This is a genomic window from Pseudorhodoplanes sp. (assembly GCF_035565795.1).
Taxonomy (GTDB): Bacteria; Pseudomonadota; Alphaproteobacteria; order Rhizobiales; family Xanthobacteraceae; genus Pseudorhodoplanes.
Map to the genome: position 1 here is coordinate 1 of NZ_DATMRV010000107.1, position 15,515 is coordinate 15,515.

At 64.2% G+C, this 15,515-nt stretch carries 17 protein-coding genes; 8 read left to right on the forward strand and 9 right to left on the reverse strand.

All coding sequences use genetic code 11. The features are described from left to right. Positions 1-76 precede the first annotated feature (76 nt). Both VNZ93_RS10555 and VNZ93_RS10560 read right to left on the reverse strand, forming a co-directional pair. Positions 77-247, reverse strand: coding sequence for a hypothetical protein (locus tag VNZ93_RS10555; protein ID WP_325704030.1), 171 nt, complete (start codon positions 245-247; stop codon positions 77-79). A 139-nt stretch (positions 248-386) separates the two neighbouring features. Then, on the reverse strand, positions 387-1,730 hold the full coding sequence (locus tag VNZ93_RS10560) for a serpin family protein (RefSeq protein WP_325704034.1): 1,344 nt from the start codon (positions 1,728-1,730) through the stop codon (positions 387-389). Between the two features lie 224 nt (positions 1,731-1,954). Between VNZ93_RS10560 and VNZ93_RS10565 the strand changes: the two genes are divergently transcribed. From VNZ93_RS10565 to VNZ93_RS10595, 7 genes are all read left to right on the forward strand, one after another. Then, positions 1,955-2,620: a CvpA family protein gene (locus VNZ93_RS10565; protein WP_325704037.1), complete on the forward strand. Its 666-nt coding sequence runs from the start codon at positions 1,955-1,957 to the stop codon at positions 2,618-2,620. Positions 2,621-2,660: 40 nt separating this feature from the next. Beyond that, on the forward strand, positions 2,661-4,154 hold the full coding sequence (gene purF, locus VNZ93_RS10570) for an amidophosphoribosyltransferase (protein WP_414710047.1): 1,494 nt from the start codon (positions 2,661-2,663) through the stop codon (positions 4,152-4,154). Between the two features lie 118 nt (positions 4,155-4,272). Beyond that, positions 4,273-4,656 carry a response regulator gene (locus tag VNZ93_RS10575; protein ID WP_325704040.1) on the forward strand — a complete coding sequence of 128 codons (384 nt, stop codon included), beginning with the start codon at positions 4,273-4,275 and terminating at the stop codon, positions 4,654-4,656. A 15-nt stretch (positions 4,657-4,671) separates the two neighbouring features. After that, a complete protein-coding gene (locus VNZ93_RS10580; protein ID WP_325704044.1) occupies positions 4,672-5,313 on the forward strand; it encodes an FMN-binding negative transcriptional regulator in 642 nt (213 codons plus the stop codon). 61 nt (positions 5,314-5,374) lie between these two features. Next, entirely contained in the window at positions 5,375-6,115 is a 741-nt protein-coding gene (locus VNZ93_RS10585) for an SDR family NAD(P)-dependent oxidoreductase (RefSeq protein ID WP_325704047.1), read from the forward strand. Positions 6,116-6,134: 19 nt separating this feature from the next. Further along, positions 6,135-6,839 (forward strand): ABC transporter substrate-binding protein, encoded by a 705-nt coding sequence (locus tag VNZ93_RS10590; RefSeq protein WP_325704050.1) that lies wholly within the window; start codon positions 6,135-6,137, stop codon positions 6,837-6,839. Continuing rightward, on the forward strand, positions 6,836-7,186 hold the full coding sequence (locus VNZ93_RS10595) for a hypothetical protein (RefSeq protein ID WP_325704053.1): 351 nt from the start codon (positions 6,836-6,838) through the stop codon (positions 7,184-7,186). The genes VNZ93_RS10590 and VNZ93_RS10595 overlap by 4 nt, the downstream gene beginning before the upstream one ends. Positions 7,187-7,311: 125 nt before the next feature. On the opposite strand, the gene VNZ93_RS10600 is transcribed toward VNZ93_RS10595, so the two are convergent. Further along, positions 7,312-7,710 carry a response regulator transcription factor gene (locus tag VNZ93_RS10600; RefSeq protein ID WP_325704056.1) on the reverse strand — a complete coding sequence of 133 codons (399 nt, stop codon included), beginning with the start codon at positions 7,708-7,710 and terminating at the stop codon, positions 7,312-7,314. A 162-nt stretch (positions 7,711-7,872) separates the two neighbouring features. Between VNZ93_RS10600 and VNZ93_RS10605 the strand changes: the two genes are divergently transcribed. Further along, positions 7,873-8,907, forward strand: a complete 1,035-nt coding sequence (locus tag VNZ93_RS10605; RefSeq protein WP_325704059.1) for an AraC family transcriptional regulator — start codon at positions 7,873-7,875, stop codon at positions 8,905-8,907. 12 nt (positions 8,908-8,919) lie between these two features. Here VNZ93_RS10605 and VNZ93_RS10610 read toward each other — a convergent pair whose 3' ends face one another. From VNZ93_RS10610 to VNZ93_RS10635, 6 genes are all read right to left on the reverse strand, one after another. Next, positions 8,920-10,530: a D-aminoacylase gene (locus VNZ93_RS10610; protein WP_325704062.1), complete on the reverse strand. Its 1,611-nt coding sequence runs from the start codon at positions 10,528-10,530 to the stop codon at positions 8,920-8,922. Between the two features lie 151 nt (positions 10,531-10,681). Further along, on the reverse strand, positions 10,682-11,668 hold the full coding sequence (locus tag VNZ93_RS10615) for a tripartite tricarboxylate transporter substrate binding protein (protein ID WP_325704065.1): 987 nt from the start codon (positions 11,666-11,668) through the stop codon (positions 10,682-10,684). A gap of 190 nt (positions 11,669-11,858) precedes the next feature. Next, the gene (der, locus tag VNZ93_RS10620) at positions 11,859-13,250 is read right to left on the reverse strand and encodes a ribosome biogenesis GTPase Der (RefSeq protein ID WP_325704068.1); all 1,392 of its coding nucleotides are present in this window, start codon (positions 13,248-13,250) and stop codon (positions 11,859-11,861) included. Positions 13,251-13,293: 43 nt separating this feature from the next. Further along, positions 13,294-13,806 carry a hypothetical protein gene (locus tag VNZ93_RS10625; protein ID WP_325704071.1) on the reverse strand — a complete coding sequence of 171 codons (513 nt, stop codon included), beginning with the start codon at positions 13,804-13,806 and terminating at the stop codon, positions 13,294-13,296. Between the two features lie 3 nt (positions 13,807-13,809). Further along, positions 13,810-14,460 (reverse strand): tetratricopeptide repeat protein, encoded by a 651-nt coding sequence (locus tag VNZ93_RS10630; protein WP_325704073.1) that lies wholly within the window; start codon positions 14,458-14,460, stop codon positions 13,810-13,812. A 166-nt stretch (positions 14,461-14,626) separates the two neighbouring features. Beyond that, a partial coding sequence (locus VNZ93_RS10635; protein ID WP_325704075.1) for a serine hydrolase occupies positions 14,627-15,515 on the reverse strand: 889 nt, incomplete at its 5' end.

Genomic DNA, 15,515 nt, shown 5'->3' on the forward strand with positions numbered 1-15,515 from the left:
CTTTCCGGCACGATCGTGATCGGCGAGGACCTGACAGAGATCAAGGTGATGTGAAGCCGCGCCGCCGGGGGCCGGCCTACCGGATCGTGCCGGTGGATGCCTGCGCGACGGCGGTTGAAGTGAACCGGCCGCTCGGTCGCAGTTCTGGCTGAAACAATCTGCTCTCGAGCGTGGCCACCCGGGCCACAGACTCCAGCGAAACATGGATCGCGAACTGGGACCCCGCGACCACCAGCACCGCGATCATGCCTGCACAAACGGTTCGATGTGACATGGGCCCGACCTTAAGACTTACTTAACCATAAGTCCTGGTCGGGCCTTCGCCCAGCATTATTTGCGCGCGCGATCCCTTGGCCCGCGCCTCCGACGTCGGCGGCCCCTTCTCGTTAGCTCCGCGGATCGCTGACGCGACCTGCGAACAGGATCGCCCCGGTCTTGTCGTCGGCGATGACGAACATGAACGGCCGGTCGACGGTGAACCGCTCCGGCTGATGGCCGGGCGCCATCGTGCGCGTCGTGACCACGACGGCGGTCGCGGCGGCAGCTTCCGTCCCTTCCTCGGCGACCTCGATCACCGCACGATGCGCGATCTGGTCGATGGTCGATTGCGCCTTTTCGCGCGGCTGTCCGGTCAGGCCGGACAGATCGGATTGCGCCGGGTCGAATACCTTGCGCATGCCGAGCGCCTTGAACGGCGCGATCAGGTCGGCGGCGAATTCGAATTTGAACTTCGGCAGGCTCAGCGCGACTTGCCGCTTCTGCGCCTTGAGCAGCGCCTGTGTCAGCGCGTCGAGTTTCGCCGCATCGAAGCCCGCGATCACCTTGTCGATGCCATCGACCTCGTCCGGCCGCACGATGATCATCGAAAGGCCATCGCGCTTGTATGGCAGCCGGATCGCCTGGTAGCCGTCGCCTTTCTCGATCGCGAAGGCGGCGGTCTGCGACATGGTCGGCACGTCGGCAGTCTGCGTCGCGGTCAGATGGAATTCGCGATCGCGCGTCGCATTCTCCGCGAAGGCCAGCGCCCAGGGCGCTTTGAAATAGACCGCGTTCAGGAGGACATGCGAGTCCTGCGGATTGAGGCGATCGAGGATCGTCGGGATCTTGCCCTCGGTTTTCTCTTTCACCCAGTTGTTGACGGTCGCAAGATTCGCACCCGGGAAAATCTCCGCATTGAAATGCTTGCGGACCGTATCGCGGTAAGCGTCGGCGAGCGTCGCGGACGGGTTGACCAGCATCAGCGCGTTGGCGATGCGGAGCGTGGCTTTCGCTTCGCGGGCTTCGGTGACGCAAAGCGCACCGTCGCGCCTCGCCGCATGCGGGCACCCGGCATCCTTGTCCGCGGGGGCCGGAGCCTCACACAGTTGAACGTTCGGCTTGAACCCGTCCGGGCAGGTTGGCTCCCCGGCCGCGAGCAGCGCCGCCAGCGCCTTCGCGTTGGCCTCCTCGATTGCCGGCCCTGTCAGCGTATGCTGCAGAACCTGGCGCATCTCCGCTTCAGTCTCGCCGCGCGCGCCCGAGAGCGCCATCGCCATCGCGGTCCCGATGGACAGGGGCGACAGCACGACGTTGCCGGGGTCGGCCGCCAGGGCCCGGAAGAGTTCCTGGCCCGACTGATTGTAGGCCTGCGTCAGGGCGCGCACATCCGGCTCTGCGGCCAATGGAGCGGTCGAGCAGAGCGCGAGCGCCGATAGCGTCACCGCCCAGCGCCTGAAGCGTCCACGGATCATGCTGTCCTCCGCCCCCTCGGGGCCCCTTGCTGACATTGTGACCGAACAGGGTAGGCTTCGAAACCCCGTCCGGCCGCACTTGAACGCAGCCCGCCATGACCTGTGTCGCGCGGCAACGCCCTTTGGTTCACGACGGAATCGAGGCACAAAGACGGGTGACGGGGCGGAGGTGGACAGCTATACAGGCGCGCCCGTCCGGCCCCGGATCCAGAAGCTTCTCCATCATGCCGATCACGCTGCTCGACATCATATTACTGGCCGTGATGCTCATCTCCGGCCTGCTCGCCATGATTCGCGGCTTCATGCGCGAAATCCTGTCGATCGCAGCCTGGATCGCGGCCGCCGCCGCGACGCTCTATTTCTACAAGCGGTTGATGCCGTTTGCCGAGGGCTACTTCAACAACCAGTATGTCGCCGCCGGCGCCGTGATCGGTGGCGTGTTTCTGGGCACCCTGCTGATCGTCTCGATCATCACGGTCCGGGTTTCCGACATGATTCTGGACAGCCGAATCGGTGCGCTCGACCGCACCCTCGGATTCCTGTTCGGACTCGGCCGCGGGCTGATCATTGTGGTTGTCGCCTATCTGTTTTTCGACTGGCTGGTCCCGCAAAAGTCGCAACCCACGTGGGTTACCGGTGCAAAATCCCGTGTGGTCCTTGCCGGCACGGGAGATTGGCTTAAGTCGATGTTGCCGGATGACCCTGAAAGCACCATCTTGAAGCGGTTGAAGCGTCCCAAGGATGGCGAAGGCGAGGAACCGGCGGCCGGACAGCAGAAGTCCGACTCCACCACGCCCGGTTCGTCCCGGCATTCCGGCGAAGGCTATGCCCGAAACGACCGCACGGACATGCGTCAGCTGATTGAAACCAGAGCTGCCTCCGCGCGCTAGCGGGGGGCCTCACCGGGGGATTGAAAGGTTTGGACCACGGATGACTGTCTCGCCCGATAGCAGCCGATCCTCTGACCGCTCTCTCGATCTCGACATGAACGCCGACCGCCTCCGCGAGGAGTGCGGCGTGTTCGGTATCTTCGGCCATCCCGATTCCGCGGCGATCACCGCGCTTGGCCTGCACGCCCTCCAGCATCGTGGTCAGGAAGCCGCCGGCATCGTCTCTTTCGACGGACACCGGTTCCATTCCGAGCGCCGCCTCGGGCTTGTCGGCGACCATTTCTCGAAGCGGGATGTCATCGACCGCCTCCCCGGCATGTCGGCGGTCGGCCATGTGCGCTATTCGACCACCGGCGAAACCCTGCTGCGCAACGTGCAGCCGCTCTTCGCCGAGCTCGATCCGTTCGGACTCGCCATCGGCCACAACGGCAACCTGACCAACGGCCTGACGCTCCGCCGCGAACTCGTTCGCGAGGGCGCGATCATGCAGTCGACCACCGACACCGAGGTGATCCTTCATCTCGTCGCGCGCTCGCGCAAGCCACGCTTCGTCGACCGCTTCATCGACGGCCTGCGCGCGCTGGAAGGCGCGTATTCCTTCGTTGGCCTGACCAACAAGAAGCTCGTCGGCGCGCGCGATCCGCTCGGCATCCGTCCGCTGGTTCTGGGCACGCTGGACGGCTGTCCGATCCTGACGTCGGAAACCTGCGCTCTCGATATCATCGGCGCGAAATATGTGCGCGATATCGAGAACGGCGAAGTCATCGTGTTCGACGAAAAGGGCGCGCATTCGCACAAGCCATTCCCGCCGGTGCCGCCTCGCCCCTGCATTTTCGAATACATCTACTTCTCGCGTCCTGACTCGATCGTCGGTGGCCGCCCGGTCTACGAAGTGCGCAAGACCATGGGTGCGCAGCTTGCACGCGAAGCGCCTGCCGACGCCGATGTGATCGTCCCCGTGCCGGATTCCGGCGTGCCGGCCGCGCTCGGCTTTTCGCAGCAATCCGGCATCCCGTTCGATCTTGGCATCATCCGCAACCACTATGTCGGGCGCACCTTCATCGAGCCGACCCAGCAGATCCGGGCGCTCGGCGTACGTCTCAAGCACAATGCCAACCGCGCTGTGGTGGCCGGCAAGCGCATCGTGCTGGTCGACGACTCCATCGTGCGCGGCACCACCTCGACCAAGATCGTTCAGATGATGCGCGACGCGGGCGCCAAGGAGGTGCATTTCCGCATCGCCTCGCCGCCGATCACCCATCCGGACTATTACGGCATCGACACGCCGGACCGCGACAATCTCCTCGCTGCCACTCACTCGCTCGAGGAGATGCGCAAGTTCATCGGCGCGGACTCGCTCGCGTTCCTTTCGGTCGACGGCATCTATCGCTCGATGGGTTATGAGGGCCGCGATCCGCAACGACCGCAATTCACCGACCATTGCTTCACCGGCGAATACCCGACCCCGCTGACCGACAACAGCGCGACGGCCCACTCGCCGCGGCAATTGTCATTGCTGGCAGAAGCAAGCTGACACCGCCGCCCCTGATTGTGCGAACGGGATCGCCTTCCCGTCACGATGAGGTCAGGTATTGTGCGCGGCACGGAGGTTGCCGCGAGGCGCCGCGGCAGATGTCCGGGGGTTATATTGCATGACATCAGACCGACGCCCGCTCGTCCTCGTCGTCGAAGATGAGACCCTGCTGCGGGAAATGATCGCGTTCGAGTTCGAGATGTCCGGATTTGAAGTGGTTGACGCCGGAAGCGCCGAGGAAGCGCTGCGTCGCCTGAAGGACATTCCGGTGCTCGATCTCCTCTTCACCGATATCCGGCTTCCCGGCATGGACGGATGGTCGCTTGCGACCGAAGTGCGTTCACAGCGGCCCGACGCGCCCGTGATCTATGCCAGCGGTAACGCGGAGCGGCAGCAACTTCTTCCGCGCAGCGAATTCATCCCGAAGCCGTATCGACCAGAGGAGATATTCCAGGTCGCCGCCGATCTCGGCGTGGACGTGCCGAACATTCCCATGGAGTAAGGGCGCGTCATCGACATGCTCTACATCCCGCCTGCCTTCCGCGAGACCGATGCGGCCGCTCTGCAGGCGGAGATCCGCCGCGTCGGCTTCTGCAGCCTTACGACGGTCGGCCCCGATGGCCCGATAGTCAGCCATCTTCCCGTCTTTCTCGACACCGCAATCGGACCGCTCGGACAGCTCCGCTGTCACGTCGCCCGCGCCAATCCGCAGTGGCGCGACACAGATTTATCGAAGCCCGCCCTCGCCGTCTTCATGGGGCCGGACGCCTATGTCTCGCCGTCATGGTATCCGTCGAAAGCCGAGCACGGAAAGGCCGTGCCGACGTGGAATTATGTCGCGATCTGCGCGCGCGGGCGGCTGGAGGTCGTCACGGACCGCGACGCCCTCCTCGCGCATGTCGCAGAGCTGTCCGACCGGCACGAGGCCGCATTCCCGGAGCCGTGGCAGGTCAGCGATGCGCCGACCGACTATATGGAAAAGCAGTTGCGCGCGATTGTCGGATTCCGTTTCAACATCGAAGCGCTTGAAGGCAAGCTGAAACTCAGCCAGAACCGCTCCGGGGCCGACCGATCCTCCGTCGCGCAGGCATTGTCCGCCTCCGCAGATCCGCAGGCGCGCGACGTCGGCGCCATGATGGATGCGCTGAACAAAAGATAGTACGCCGGGCTAATGGCGCTATGCCGCCGTGCCCCATCTCAACGTCCAACCGTGTATTCCGATGACCCAGCCCCTCGCCGACCGTATCGCACTCGTCACTGGCGCCTCGCGCGGCATAGGCCATGCGGCCGCGCTGGCGCTCGCAAGGGCCGGTGCGCATGTGATCGCTGTCGCGCGCACCGTCGGCGGACTTGAAGAACTCGATGACGAGATCACCAAGGCCGGCGGCTCGGCGACGCTCGTGCCGCTCGACCTGAAGGATCACGAAGGTATCGCCCGCCTTGGCGGCGCGCTGTTCGACCGTTACAAGAAAATCGACGTCCTGGTCGGCAATGCCGGCATTCTCGGACCGCTTTCGCCGCTCTCGCACGTCGAGCCGAAGGCATGGGATGAGGTGATGGCGGTCAATGTCACCGCCAACTGGCATCTCATCCGCTGCATGGAGCCTCTGTTGCATCAGAGCGATGCCGGACGCGCGGTGTTCCTGTCATCTGGCGTATCGTGGCTGGCGCGTGCCTATTGGGGACCCTACGCCGTGTCCAAGGCAGCGCTGAACACCATGGTCCAGACCTGGGCCGCTGAAAACGTCAAAACGAAGCTGCGCGTCAACCTGTTCACGCCCGGCCCGATCCGCACGCGGATGCGGGCACAGGCGATGCCGGGCGAAGATCCGATGACACTCGAAACACCGGAGCAGGTCGCGGACAAGATCGTGGAGCTGTGCCTGCCCTCGTTCACCGAGAGCGGCAAGGTTTACGCCTATCCGGTCAAGCGGCTTCTCGCCTTTCGCACGCCCGACTAGCAGCATCTGGAATGAGACGATGGACACTATTGCGTCCGGCATTCTTAGCGTCGGCTCCGCGGTGCCGGACCCGCCGTTCGAGTTTGTGAGCGACGGCAAGGATTGCGGCTTCGACATCGAGCTGATGCAGGCAATCGCGGCGGAACTCGGCCTGCAGTGGCGGCTCGTGACCTACAAGGGCGCCGATTTCAACGACATTTTCGATGGCCTTGCCAACGGCAGCATGGACTGCATCGCATCTGGCACCACCGTCACGCCCGGCCGCGAACGCAAGGCGCTATTCTGCGAGCCCTATGTCCATTCCGGCCAGAGCCTCGTCTGCAACATCGAAAAATCCCCGAATGTGCGCTCGATCGATGACCTGCGCGGGCTCGTGCTGGCGGTGCAGGAAGGCAATACGTCGCAGCCGGTGGCGCAGCGGCTGAAGGCGGAGGGCCGCGTGGGCGATGTGCGCGTCTACGCCTATCACGACATCGGCAAGATGCTCGACGACCTTGATGCCGGACAGATCGCAGCAATCATGAAACTCGCCCCGGTCATGCACTGGTTTACGAAAGATCGTCCGCATCTGCGCGTGGTGCAGGAACGCATCACGCAGGAAGATCTCGCGATTGCGGTCGGTCTCTCCAACGAGCCGCTCCGCCGCGCGATCGACGATGCGCAGGCGCGACTGCGCGCCAATGGCACCCTCTCCCGCCTCATCGAGAAATGGATTGGCGCATGATCCGCTGCATTCACCTGTTCACCGGATCGGACGGCCGCTCTCATGTCGAGGAGATCGAATTGCCGCCGGGGCATCTGCAATCCGCCAAGGCCGTGCATGTCGAGGAGACCGCCGCAGGTTCGGCACTCGACTGGCATGTCGCGCCCTGCCGGCAATACGTGATCACGCTGTCCGGCACGCTGGAATTCACCACCCGCGACGGCGAGACTTTCATCCTCAAGCCCGGCGAGGTGTTGCTGGCAGCCGACACCATCGGCAGCGGCCATCGCTGGCGGCTGATCGACGATCAGCCATGGCGGCGGATGTATGTGGAACTTGCGGACGAAGCGCCTGCCAAGGCGGGCTAGAGTTTTGCCGCCGTCGCTCACCGAGAACGGCAATTGGCAGTCGCACCCCTCATGTCAGGGTGGGTCCGCTCCCTCCTCCTGAGGCCAGGAAGAGGGAGCGTTGGAGGCGTGTCATTGGCGTGTTCTCACGCCTCCGACCCTTGCCGGTCCTGCAATGCCGTGGCTGCCATGATGGCCTCGATCAAAGCGTCCCGACGAAACGGCTTTCGGAGAAAGGCGGCGCAGCCCAGATCTTCGGCCTGCTTTTCGACGTCCGCTTCCACCGAGCCTGTCATGAAGATGACGGGCGGCTGAAAGTCGATCTCCCGAAGCTGCTGCGCCACCTCAAGCCCGGTGATGCCGCCGAGCTGAACATCCATGACGACGCATTCGGCCTTGCAATCCGCTTCGACAGCGACGAGGAAGTCCTCGCCGGTATCGTATTGCTCTACGGACATGCCGGCGATTTCCAGAAGACTTGCGAGCGCATCGCGAAAGACCGCGTCGTCATCGACCAATGCCACGCAGAGAGGGCGTATCGACATTTCGGCTTTCCAATAATTTGAGAACAAATCCGGCCCTGCCGGGCGGACAGGAGATAGGAGCGACTTTCCCTTCCGCGCTTGCTATTTTCCGCCAAAGATTTGTCCGCGTTTGCCAGCCTGCCGCGCTCGCATGGGCAAGCCTCGCACCACCGGGAGGGTGATGTGGATGACGATCTCAACCAGCTCGGCCGTCTGCCGACGTCATCGGGGACGATCACGCGCCTCGCCTGCGATCGGCTTCGCGCGAATGGCTTGGCGATCGAACCGCTTCTGCGGCAGGCGAATCTCACTCTCGCTCAGGTCCAGGACGCCGGCGCCCGCATCAACGTTCGCGACCAGATCAAGTTTCTGAATCTTGCCGCCGCTTCACTCAACGACGACCTGCTCGGCTTTCATCTCGCGCTCGAACCCGACCTCCGCCAGATCGGGCTTCTGTATTACGTCCTTGCATCATCGGAAACGATGCTCGAGGCATTTCGGCGCGCGGCGCGTTACACCTCGCTCGTGAACGACGGTATCGTTCAAACCAGTATCGAAGGCAGCGACTTCGGAATGGCGCTGCGCTATGTCGGCGTCGCCCGTCACCTCGATACACACCAGATCGAATTCTGGATGACGGTGCTGGTCCGCGTGTCGCGGCAAATCAGCGGCTTGCGCCTGTTCCCCTCCCGCATCCGCTTCGCGCATCAACGCAAGGCGAATACAGAGGAGTTCGCCGAGTTGTTTGGCGACTCGCTGGAGTTCGGCGCTCTTGCCGACGATGCGATCTTCGCGCCCACAGTGGCGCAATTGCCGGTCGCGAGTGCAGATCCCTATCTCAACCGCATCCTGCTCGCTTATTGCGACGACGCACTGGCCAACCGCCGGAGTGCCGGCACGTCGTTCCGGTCGAGTGTCGAGAACGCCGTCGTTCCGTTATTGCCCCACGGCAAGGCGCGCGCCGACGAGATCGCACGCCAGCTCGGAACAAGCAGCCGCACCTTCGCGCGGCGGCTGTCGTCGGAAGGACTGACCTTCTCCGAATTGCTCGAAAGCCTGCGCCACGATCTCGCGCGCCGCTATCTGGCCGAGGGCGAACTCTCGGTGTCGCAGATCGCCTGGCTGCTCGGCTATCAGGAGGTCGGCGCCTTCTCGCGTGCGTTCAAGCGCTGGTCGGGCGAGACGCCGCGCGACATGCGAACGAAGCAACGGGCTTAAGCGTTCGACCGTCTAGCTCACCGCCCCTGTCCCATCGCGGCGCAGCACCTTGCCCGGCAACGCGCCGGTGTGCCTGGTCTTGTCGATCACGACCTCGCCATTCACCAGCACAGTGGTCCGCGTCCCCGTCGGGTAACGATGCGGATCGGCGTAAGTCGCCTGATCCTTGAAGTCGGCCGGATCGAACGCCACGATGTCGGCGCGATAACCCGGCTTCAGCAAACCGCGATCCTTCAGGCGCAAGGCCTTGGCGGTAAGCCCCGTCATCTTGTGGATGGCGCGCTCGATCGGAATGATGCCGAGTTCGTGGACATAGTGTCCGAGAATGCGCGGAAACGTGCCGTAAAAGCGCGGATGCGGCATGCCCTGGCTGGTAATGCCGTAATCGGCGACGCAATTGCCGTCGGAGCCGACTAGCACCTGCGGCGAGCGCACGAGATCGCGGATGTCGTCCTCGGAAATCGAGATCACCAGCACACGGGTCGCGCCCTTGTCCTCGATCATGTAATCGCAGACCACATCGATCGGGTCCTTGCCGCGCTCCTTGGCGAGATCGGCGATGGTGCGGCCCGCATATTGCGGCAGGTTCGGCGTGATGGAAATCTGCACGCAATCCCAGTTCGGGATGCGGCCCCAGTTGTTGAGACCGTCACGCTCGATGTCGGCGCGGATACGGTCGCGCGTTTCCTTCAGATGCAGCCGCTCGATCATGGCCGGCACGCCGCCGGCCTGCACCCATTGCGGCATGAGGTTCTTCAGCGGATTGGAGCCGGCGGTGTAGGGATGCGAATCGCAGTCGATGTCGACACCGCGCGCCTTGGCGGCGGCGATCATGTCGAGACAGCGTTGCGCCTTGCCCCAGTTGTCCATGCCGGAACATTTGAAATGCACGATCTCGACATGGATGCCGCAGACCGCGGCGACATGAATCGCTTCCTCGACCGCTTCGATGACCTTGTTGGATTCATCGCGGATATGGGTGAAGTAACCGCCATTGTAGCGCTTCACCACATTGCAGAGTGCAATCATCTCGTCCGGCGCGGCATAAGAGCCGGGCGACGTGAACAGGCCCGACGACAGACCGAGCGCGCCGGCCTTCAGGCCGTCCTCGAGCAGCGCAATCATGCGATCCAGTTCGTCAGGCGTCGGTGCGCGCTGGTCCATCCCCATGACCATCAGTCGCAGCGTGTTGTGCCCGACCAGCATGCCGGGATTGAGTGCGGTCGCGGGAAACGTGTCGAGATAATCCGGGAAGCTCAATTCGCGGAACGGCAGCCACGGCGCCGAGGGGCTGAGATAGTCGCGGAGCAGTTCGACCTTCCCCGGCAGCACTGGCGCAACCGAGAAACCGCAATGCCCGATGATCTCGCTGGTGACGCCCTGGCGCAGCTTGCTCTCGGCCTTCGGATTGATCGGCAGCGTAAAATCGGAGTGCGTCTTGATGTCGATGAAGCCCGGCGCCACGGCAAGACCGTCGGCATCGATCACGCGAGCTGCGGAAGCGGAGATGGTGGGAGCAATGTCGGCAATCGCTCCATCGCGCACCAGCACGTCGGACTTCACGCCTGGATGTCCGGCGCCGTCAAAAACCAGCCCGCCCTTGATGAGGATGTCAGCAGTCACGTCGTCGTATCTCCGAAAGTAAAGAACAGGGCGAACTGCGAGCGAACCGATCCGGCCCGCTCCGGCAGTCGCACACCGCACATGCAGCGATCCCAATACAAAGCGGCCGGGTCAAGCCCGGCCGCTCGCATCACGGATATGCAGGGAGCGATCAGTCCGCGCGGATGCCCGCGGCCTTCAGCACCTTGCTCCAGCGGTCCGCTTCGTCGGCAATATATTTCTGGGCTTCCGCAACGGTGCTGCCGACGGATTCGTTGCCCAGCGCCGCGAGCTTTTCCTTCACCGCCGGCGACTGAACCGCCTTCGCGATCTCCTTGCTCAGCGTCTCGACCACATCCTTCGGCGTGTCCTTCGGTGCGATCACCGCATACCAGGCTTCGACCGCATAGCCGGGCACGCCGGCTTCCGCCACCGTCGGCGTCTGCGGCCAACTCTCGGAGCGCTGCGGCGATGTCACGCCGAGCGCGATCAGCTTGCCGTCCTTCACATGCTGCTGGGCAATCAGCGGGCTCATGAACGCGATCGGCACCCGCCCGGTGAGCAGGTCGGAGATCAGGTCGTTCGTGCCCTTGTAGGGGATGTGCTGGATATCGACGCCGGCCTGCTGCTTGAACATTTCGGCGGCCAGATGCAGTGAGGAGCCGTTGCCGCCCGAACCGTAGTCCAGCTTGCCGGGCTTCTCCTTGGCCATTGCGATCAGGTCCTTCACCGACTTCACGCCGATCGAGGGATGGACGACCAGCACCAGCGGGCCCTTGGTCACAATGGAGACCGGGGCGAACTGGTCGAATGTGTAGCCGACCTTGGAGAACAGCGACGGATTGGTGGCATAGGCCATGGCTGGCAGCGCGATCGCATAGCCGTCGGCCGGAGCGCGGCCGAGCGCCTCAATCGCGATGTTGCCGCTGCCGCCCGGCCGGTTCTCGATGACGAATTGCTGGCCGAGCGACTTGCTCATCTCCTGTCCAAGCAGCCGGGCGATCACGTCGTTGGGGCCGCCCGCGGGATAGGGCACATACAGGTGAACGGGACGCGTTGGATAGCCCTGCGCAGCGGCCGGCGCGGCCGCCGCGAGCCCGAGAAAGGTTGCGGCCGACAAGGCGATAGCCAGGCGGCGGTAATTCCAAGACACAGACATGAAAATTGACTCCGATGATCCGATTTCCTGAACCTCGGCCGATTCCTTCCTATCCGCGGCACCGGTTCTTCGCCGGGCGTCGGATTATCTCGCGTGTATTATAATCGCAATTCGTGTCGCGCGTGCCAGTTTGTCGGCTGCGCACGTCAGGCATGACCTCGCGCATCATGCGAACCGCAGGTTGCATCGCCTAGTGCTTTGGCTTCGCCCGTCCCGCATACGGGTTTTTCTTCTCGCGCAGCGTGATGCGGATCGGCGTCCCCGGCAGACCAAAGCTGTCGCGCAGGCTGTTGACGAGATAGCGCAGATACGCATCCGGCACGGCATCCGCACGCGTGCAGAAGATCACGAAGCTCGGCGGGCGCGTCTTCGGCTGCGTGATGTAGTTCAGCTTGAGCCGCCGGCCGGACACCGCGGGCGGCGGATGCGCGGAGATCGTTTCCTCGAACCAGCGATTGAGCTCGGAGGTTGCGATGCGCCTGTTCCAGACGCCATGCGCCTCGATCACCGCGCGCATCAGTCGATCGACGCCTTCGCCACTCTGTCCCGACAGCGCGACGATCGGCACGCCCTTGACCTGCGGCAGCCAGTGATCGGCCTCACCGCGCAGCTTGCCGGCGGTGCCGCGCGCATCGCCCTTCAGGTCCCATTTGTTCATGCCGAGGACAAGTGCGCGGCCCTCGCGTTCGACCAGATCGGCGATGCGAAGGTCCTGCTCCTCGAACGGATGCGCCGCATCCATCAGCACGATCACAACATCGGCGAAACGGATCGCATCGAGCGCATCGGCAACCGCGAGCTTCTCGACTTTCTCCTCGATGCGCGACTTGCGCCGCATGCCGGCGGTGTCGTGAAAAAGAAAGTTATGCCCCTGCCATTGCAGCGGCACAGATATCGTGTCGCGGGTGATGCCGGCCTCGGGTCCGGTGAGCAGGCGATCCTCGCCGAGCAGTCGATTGACCAGGGTCGACTTGCCTGCATTCGGCCTGCCGACCACCGCGACGCGGATCGGGCGCGCGGCCCGGGGCTCGGTTTCGTCTTCGACCTCATTATTCTCGTCATCGTCCGATGGCTCGGAAGATTGCAGACGATCGAAGATGCTCTGCAGGGAATCGTACAGTTCGGCGAGACCTTCGCCGTGTTCGGCGGACACCGGTATCGGCACGCCGAGACCGAGCGAATAGGCTTCCAGTGCCCCTGCGGCTCCGGCTTTGCCCTCGCTCTTGTTCGCAACGAGAATTGTGGACTTGCCGGATTTCCGCACGAGATCCGCAAAGCCCTCGTCCGCCGGCAACAGCCCGACGCGCGCATCCACGACGAACAGGATCGCATCGGCATCGGCGATCGCGGCCTTGGTTTGCGCCAGCATGCGCCCCGCCAGACTCTGTGGGGCGGCGTCTTCGAGGCCTGCGGTATCGACCAGGGTGAAGCTCAGATCGCCAAGCTTTCCAAGGCCTTCGCGCCGGTCACGCGTGACGCCGGGCTGATCGTCGACCAGTGCCTGGCGCCGGCCCACCAGCCGATTGAACAGCGTCGACTTGCCGACATTGGGCCGGCCGACAATGACCACTTTGGGAATCATGGGACGATCTTATCCGCGCACGCGTTGAAGTGCGCGCATTCGCTCAGCGCGTGAAGGTGCCGGCGGCCGGCGGAGCCGGCCACGCACCACCGGCAGGCGCCTGTTGTTGCGGTTGTTGCTGGGCCTGCGGCGCGGGCCATGCGCCTGATTGTGCCGGCTGCGACTGGCGGGGAGCCGCCCGCGCGGGCTGCGGCGCCGGCTCAGCATCGGCCGCAGGTTCTGGCGCAGGACGCGGCCGCGCGACCTTCTTCGGGCGCGGCTTGGGCTTTTCCTGAGCCTGCGGCGCGGGCTGCTCCTGTGGCGCCGCCTCGGTATCCGGATTTTGCGCCGCCTGGTTGGCCGGGTTGCCACGGATCAGCTCCGGTGGGACGCCCTGCGTCACACCAGGCACGCCCTCCGGGAACAGCTCGCGCCGCTCGCCCGGAAGCTTTTTCTTGCCGTCGGGAAACCAGGTGGACGGGTCGAGGTCGAAATTGCCATTGGCACAGCCGGACACGCCGAAGCCGACGCAGAGCGCAGTCAGAACGATCATGCTGCAGCGGCGCGGCCCGAGCATGCCTTATCCCTTCGCAATCCCGGCCAGAACCATCAGCGCTTCGACGCGTGCGCGCATCTGCGCCGGGCTCTCGGCATCGCCGGAGATCAACTCCGACCAGCGCTGGAGCGCCTTCTTGTCGCCGGCGCGGAAGGCGGCGAGTGCGAGCAATTCGCGCGCGGAGTGCCGGTACGGGCGGCCGGTTGCCGCAACCAACTCAAGACGCTTTTCCATGTCGGAGAGCGATGCCGTGTCCACCAGCAAAAGACCCGCGCGGACCGCGGCGAGATCCCGGAAGCGCTCGTCGAGCGTCGTATCGGCCGCGATCGCCTCGAACTGCTTGGCGGCGGCGGCGCGGTCGCGCGGGATCGCGGCCTCGGCCTCGCGCAGGCGGGCGAGCACGCGATAGCCGCGATTGCCGTCGGCGGCGATCCTGGCGAAATCCTTTTCGGCCTCGGCGAATTTGCCGCCTTCGGCCAGGGCGGCGGCTGCCTCGAATTGTGAGCCGAACTCCGCAGCGCGTTGATTTTGATAATATTCCCAGCCGCGCCAGCCGGCGACGGCGACCACGAACAGCACTGCAAGAATCAGGACGAACAGCCCGTAGCGGTCCCACAGCTTGCGCAGCCGTTCCCTGCGGACTTCCTCATCGACTTCGTGAAAAATATCGGCCAAGCGCTTGTCCCCGGACGGTTCTTCGAGCCCCTTACCCGCCGGCTCATGAAGCGGTGCCGTAACCTAGCGATATGGCACGGGCAAGGCAAAGCCCGGTTATCCCCTTCATTAACCTTCGTAAAAGGGCCGATCCTCGGTCGCCAGGAACGCCGTTGCGACCGGCGAGCTACCGCGATCCTGCGTTGCTCGCAAGCGCCTCCAGCACCGCATAAGCCGCAGTGATGCGTGCCGGGGTCGGGATGCTCTTGTTCGAAAGAATGACGATGCCTATCCGTTGCGCCGGCACGAAGGCCGCATAGGCGCTGAAGCCGGCGGTGCCGCCGGTCTTGTTGAACAGCGTGGCCTCGGACGGCTTGCGCGGCGGATCGAACCACGTCGCGGCGTTGGGCTTGAAGATCATGTCGTCGGAATTGCCGGCAAGGAGCTGCTTCAGCGCAACCGGCCAGGGATATTGCTCCCAGCCAAATCCCTGCACCATGCCGCCGACCTTGAAGTACCCGACCTGCGTTGCTTCGACTGCAGGCCGCAGCGGTGCATCAAGCGCGTCGGGGCGGATGTTGGCCTCGACAAATCGAAGCAGGCCGGCCGCATTGCATTTCAGCCCGTAGGCCTCGGCATCGAAAACCGCCTGCCCCATCCGTCGCGGCGTCCTGCCCTTGTAGCCGTGCGCGTAATTCTGCTCGTGCGCTTGCGGTATGCGGATGAAGCAGGTCCTGACACCGAGCTTCGGCAGGAGTTGCGTTTCGATCAGGTCGGCGAAATTGCCATTCATGGCGCGCGCGGAAACGCGTCCGAGCAGACCGACGCTCGGATTCGAATACAGACGCACACTGCCCGGCGCGGCCGTGATCTTCAGTTTCGCCAGGAAGTTTTCCATTTCGGCATCTGTCTTGATGGCGTTCGGCAGATGCAGAGGCAGCCCGGCCGTATACGTCCCGAGATTGATGAGGGTCGCCTTGTCGAGCGCAGTACCGCGCAACGCCGGCATGAACCGGCCCGGATGATCGGTGAGAGAGAGCGCGCCCTGCACCTGCGCGTAGCCCGCGAGCGTCGCC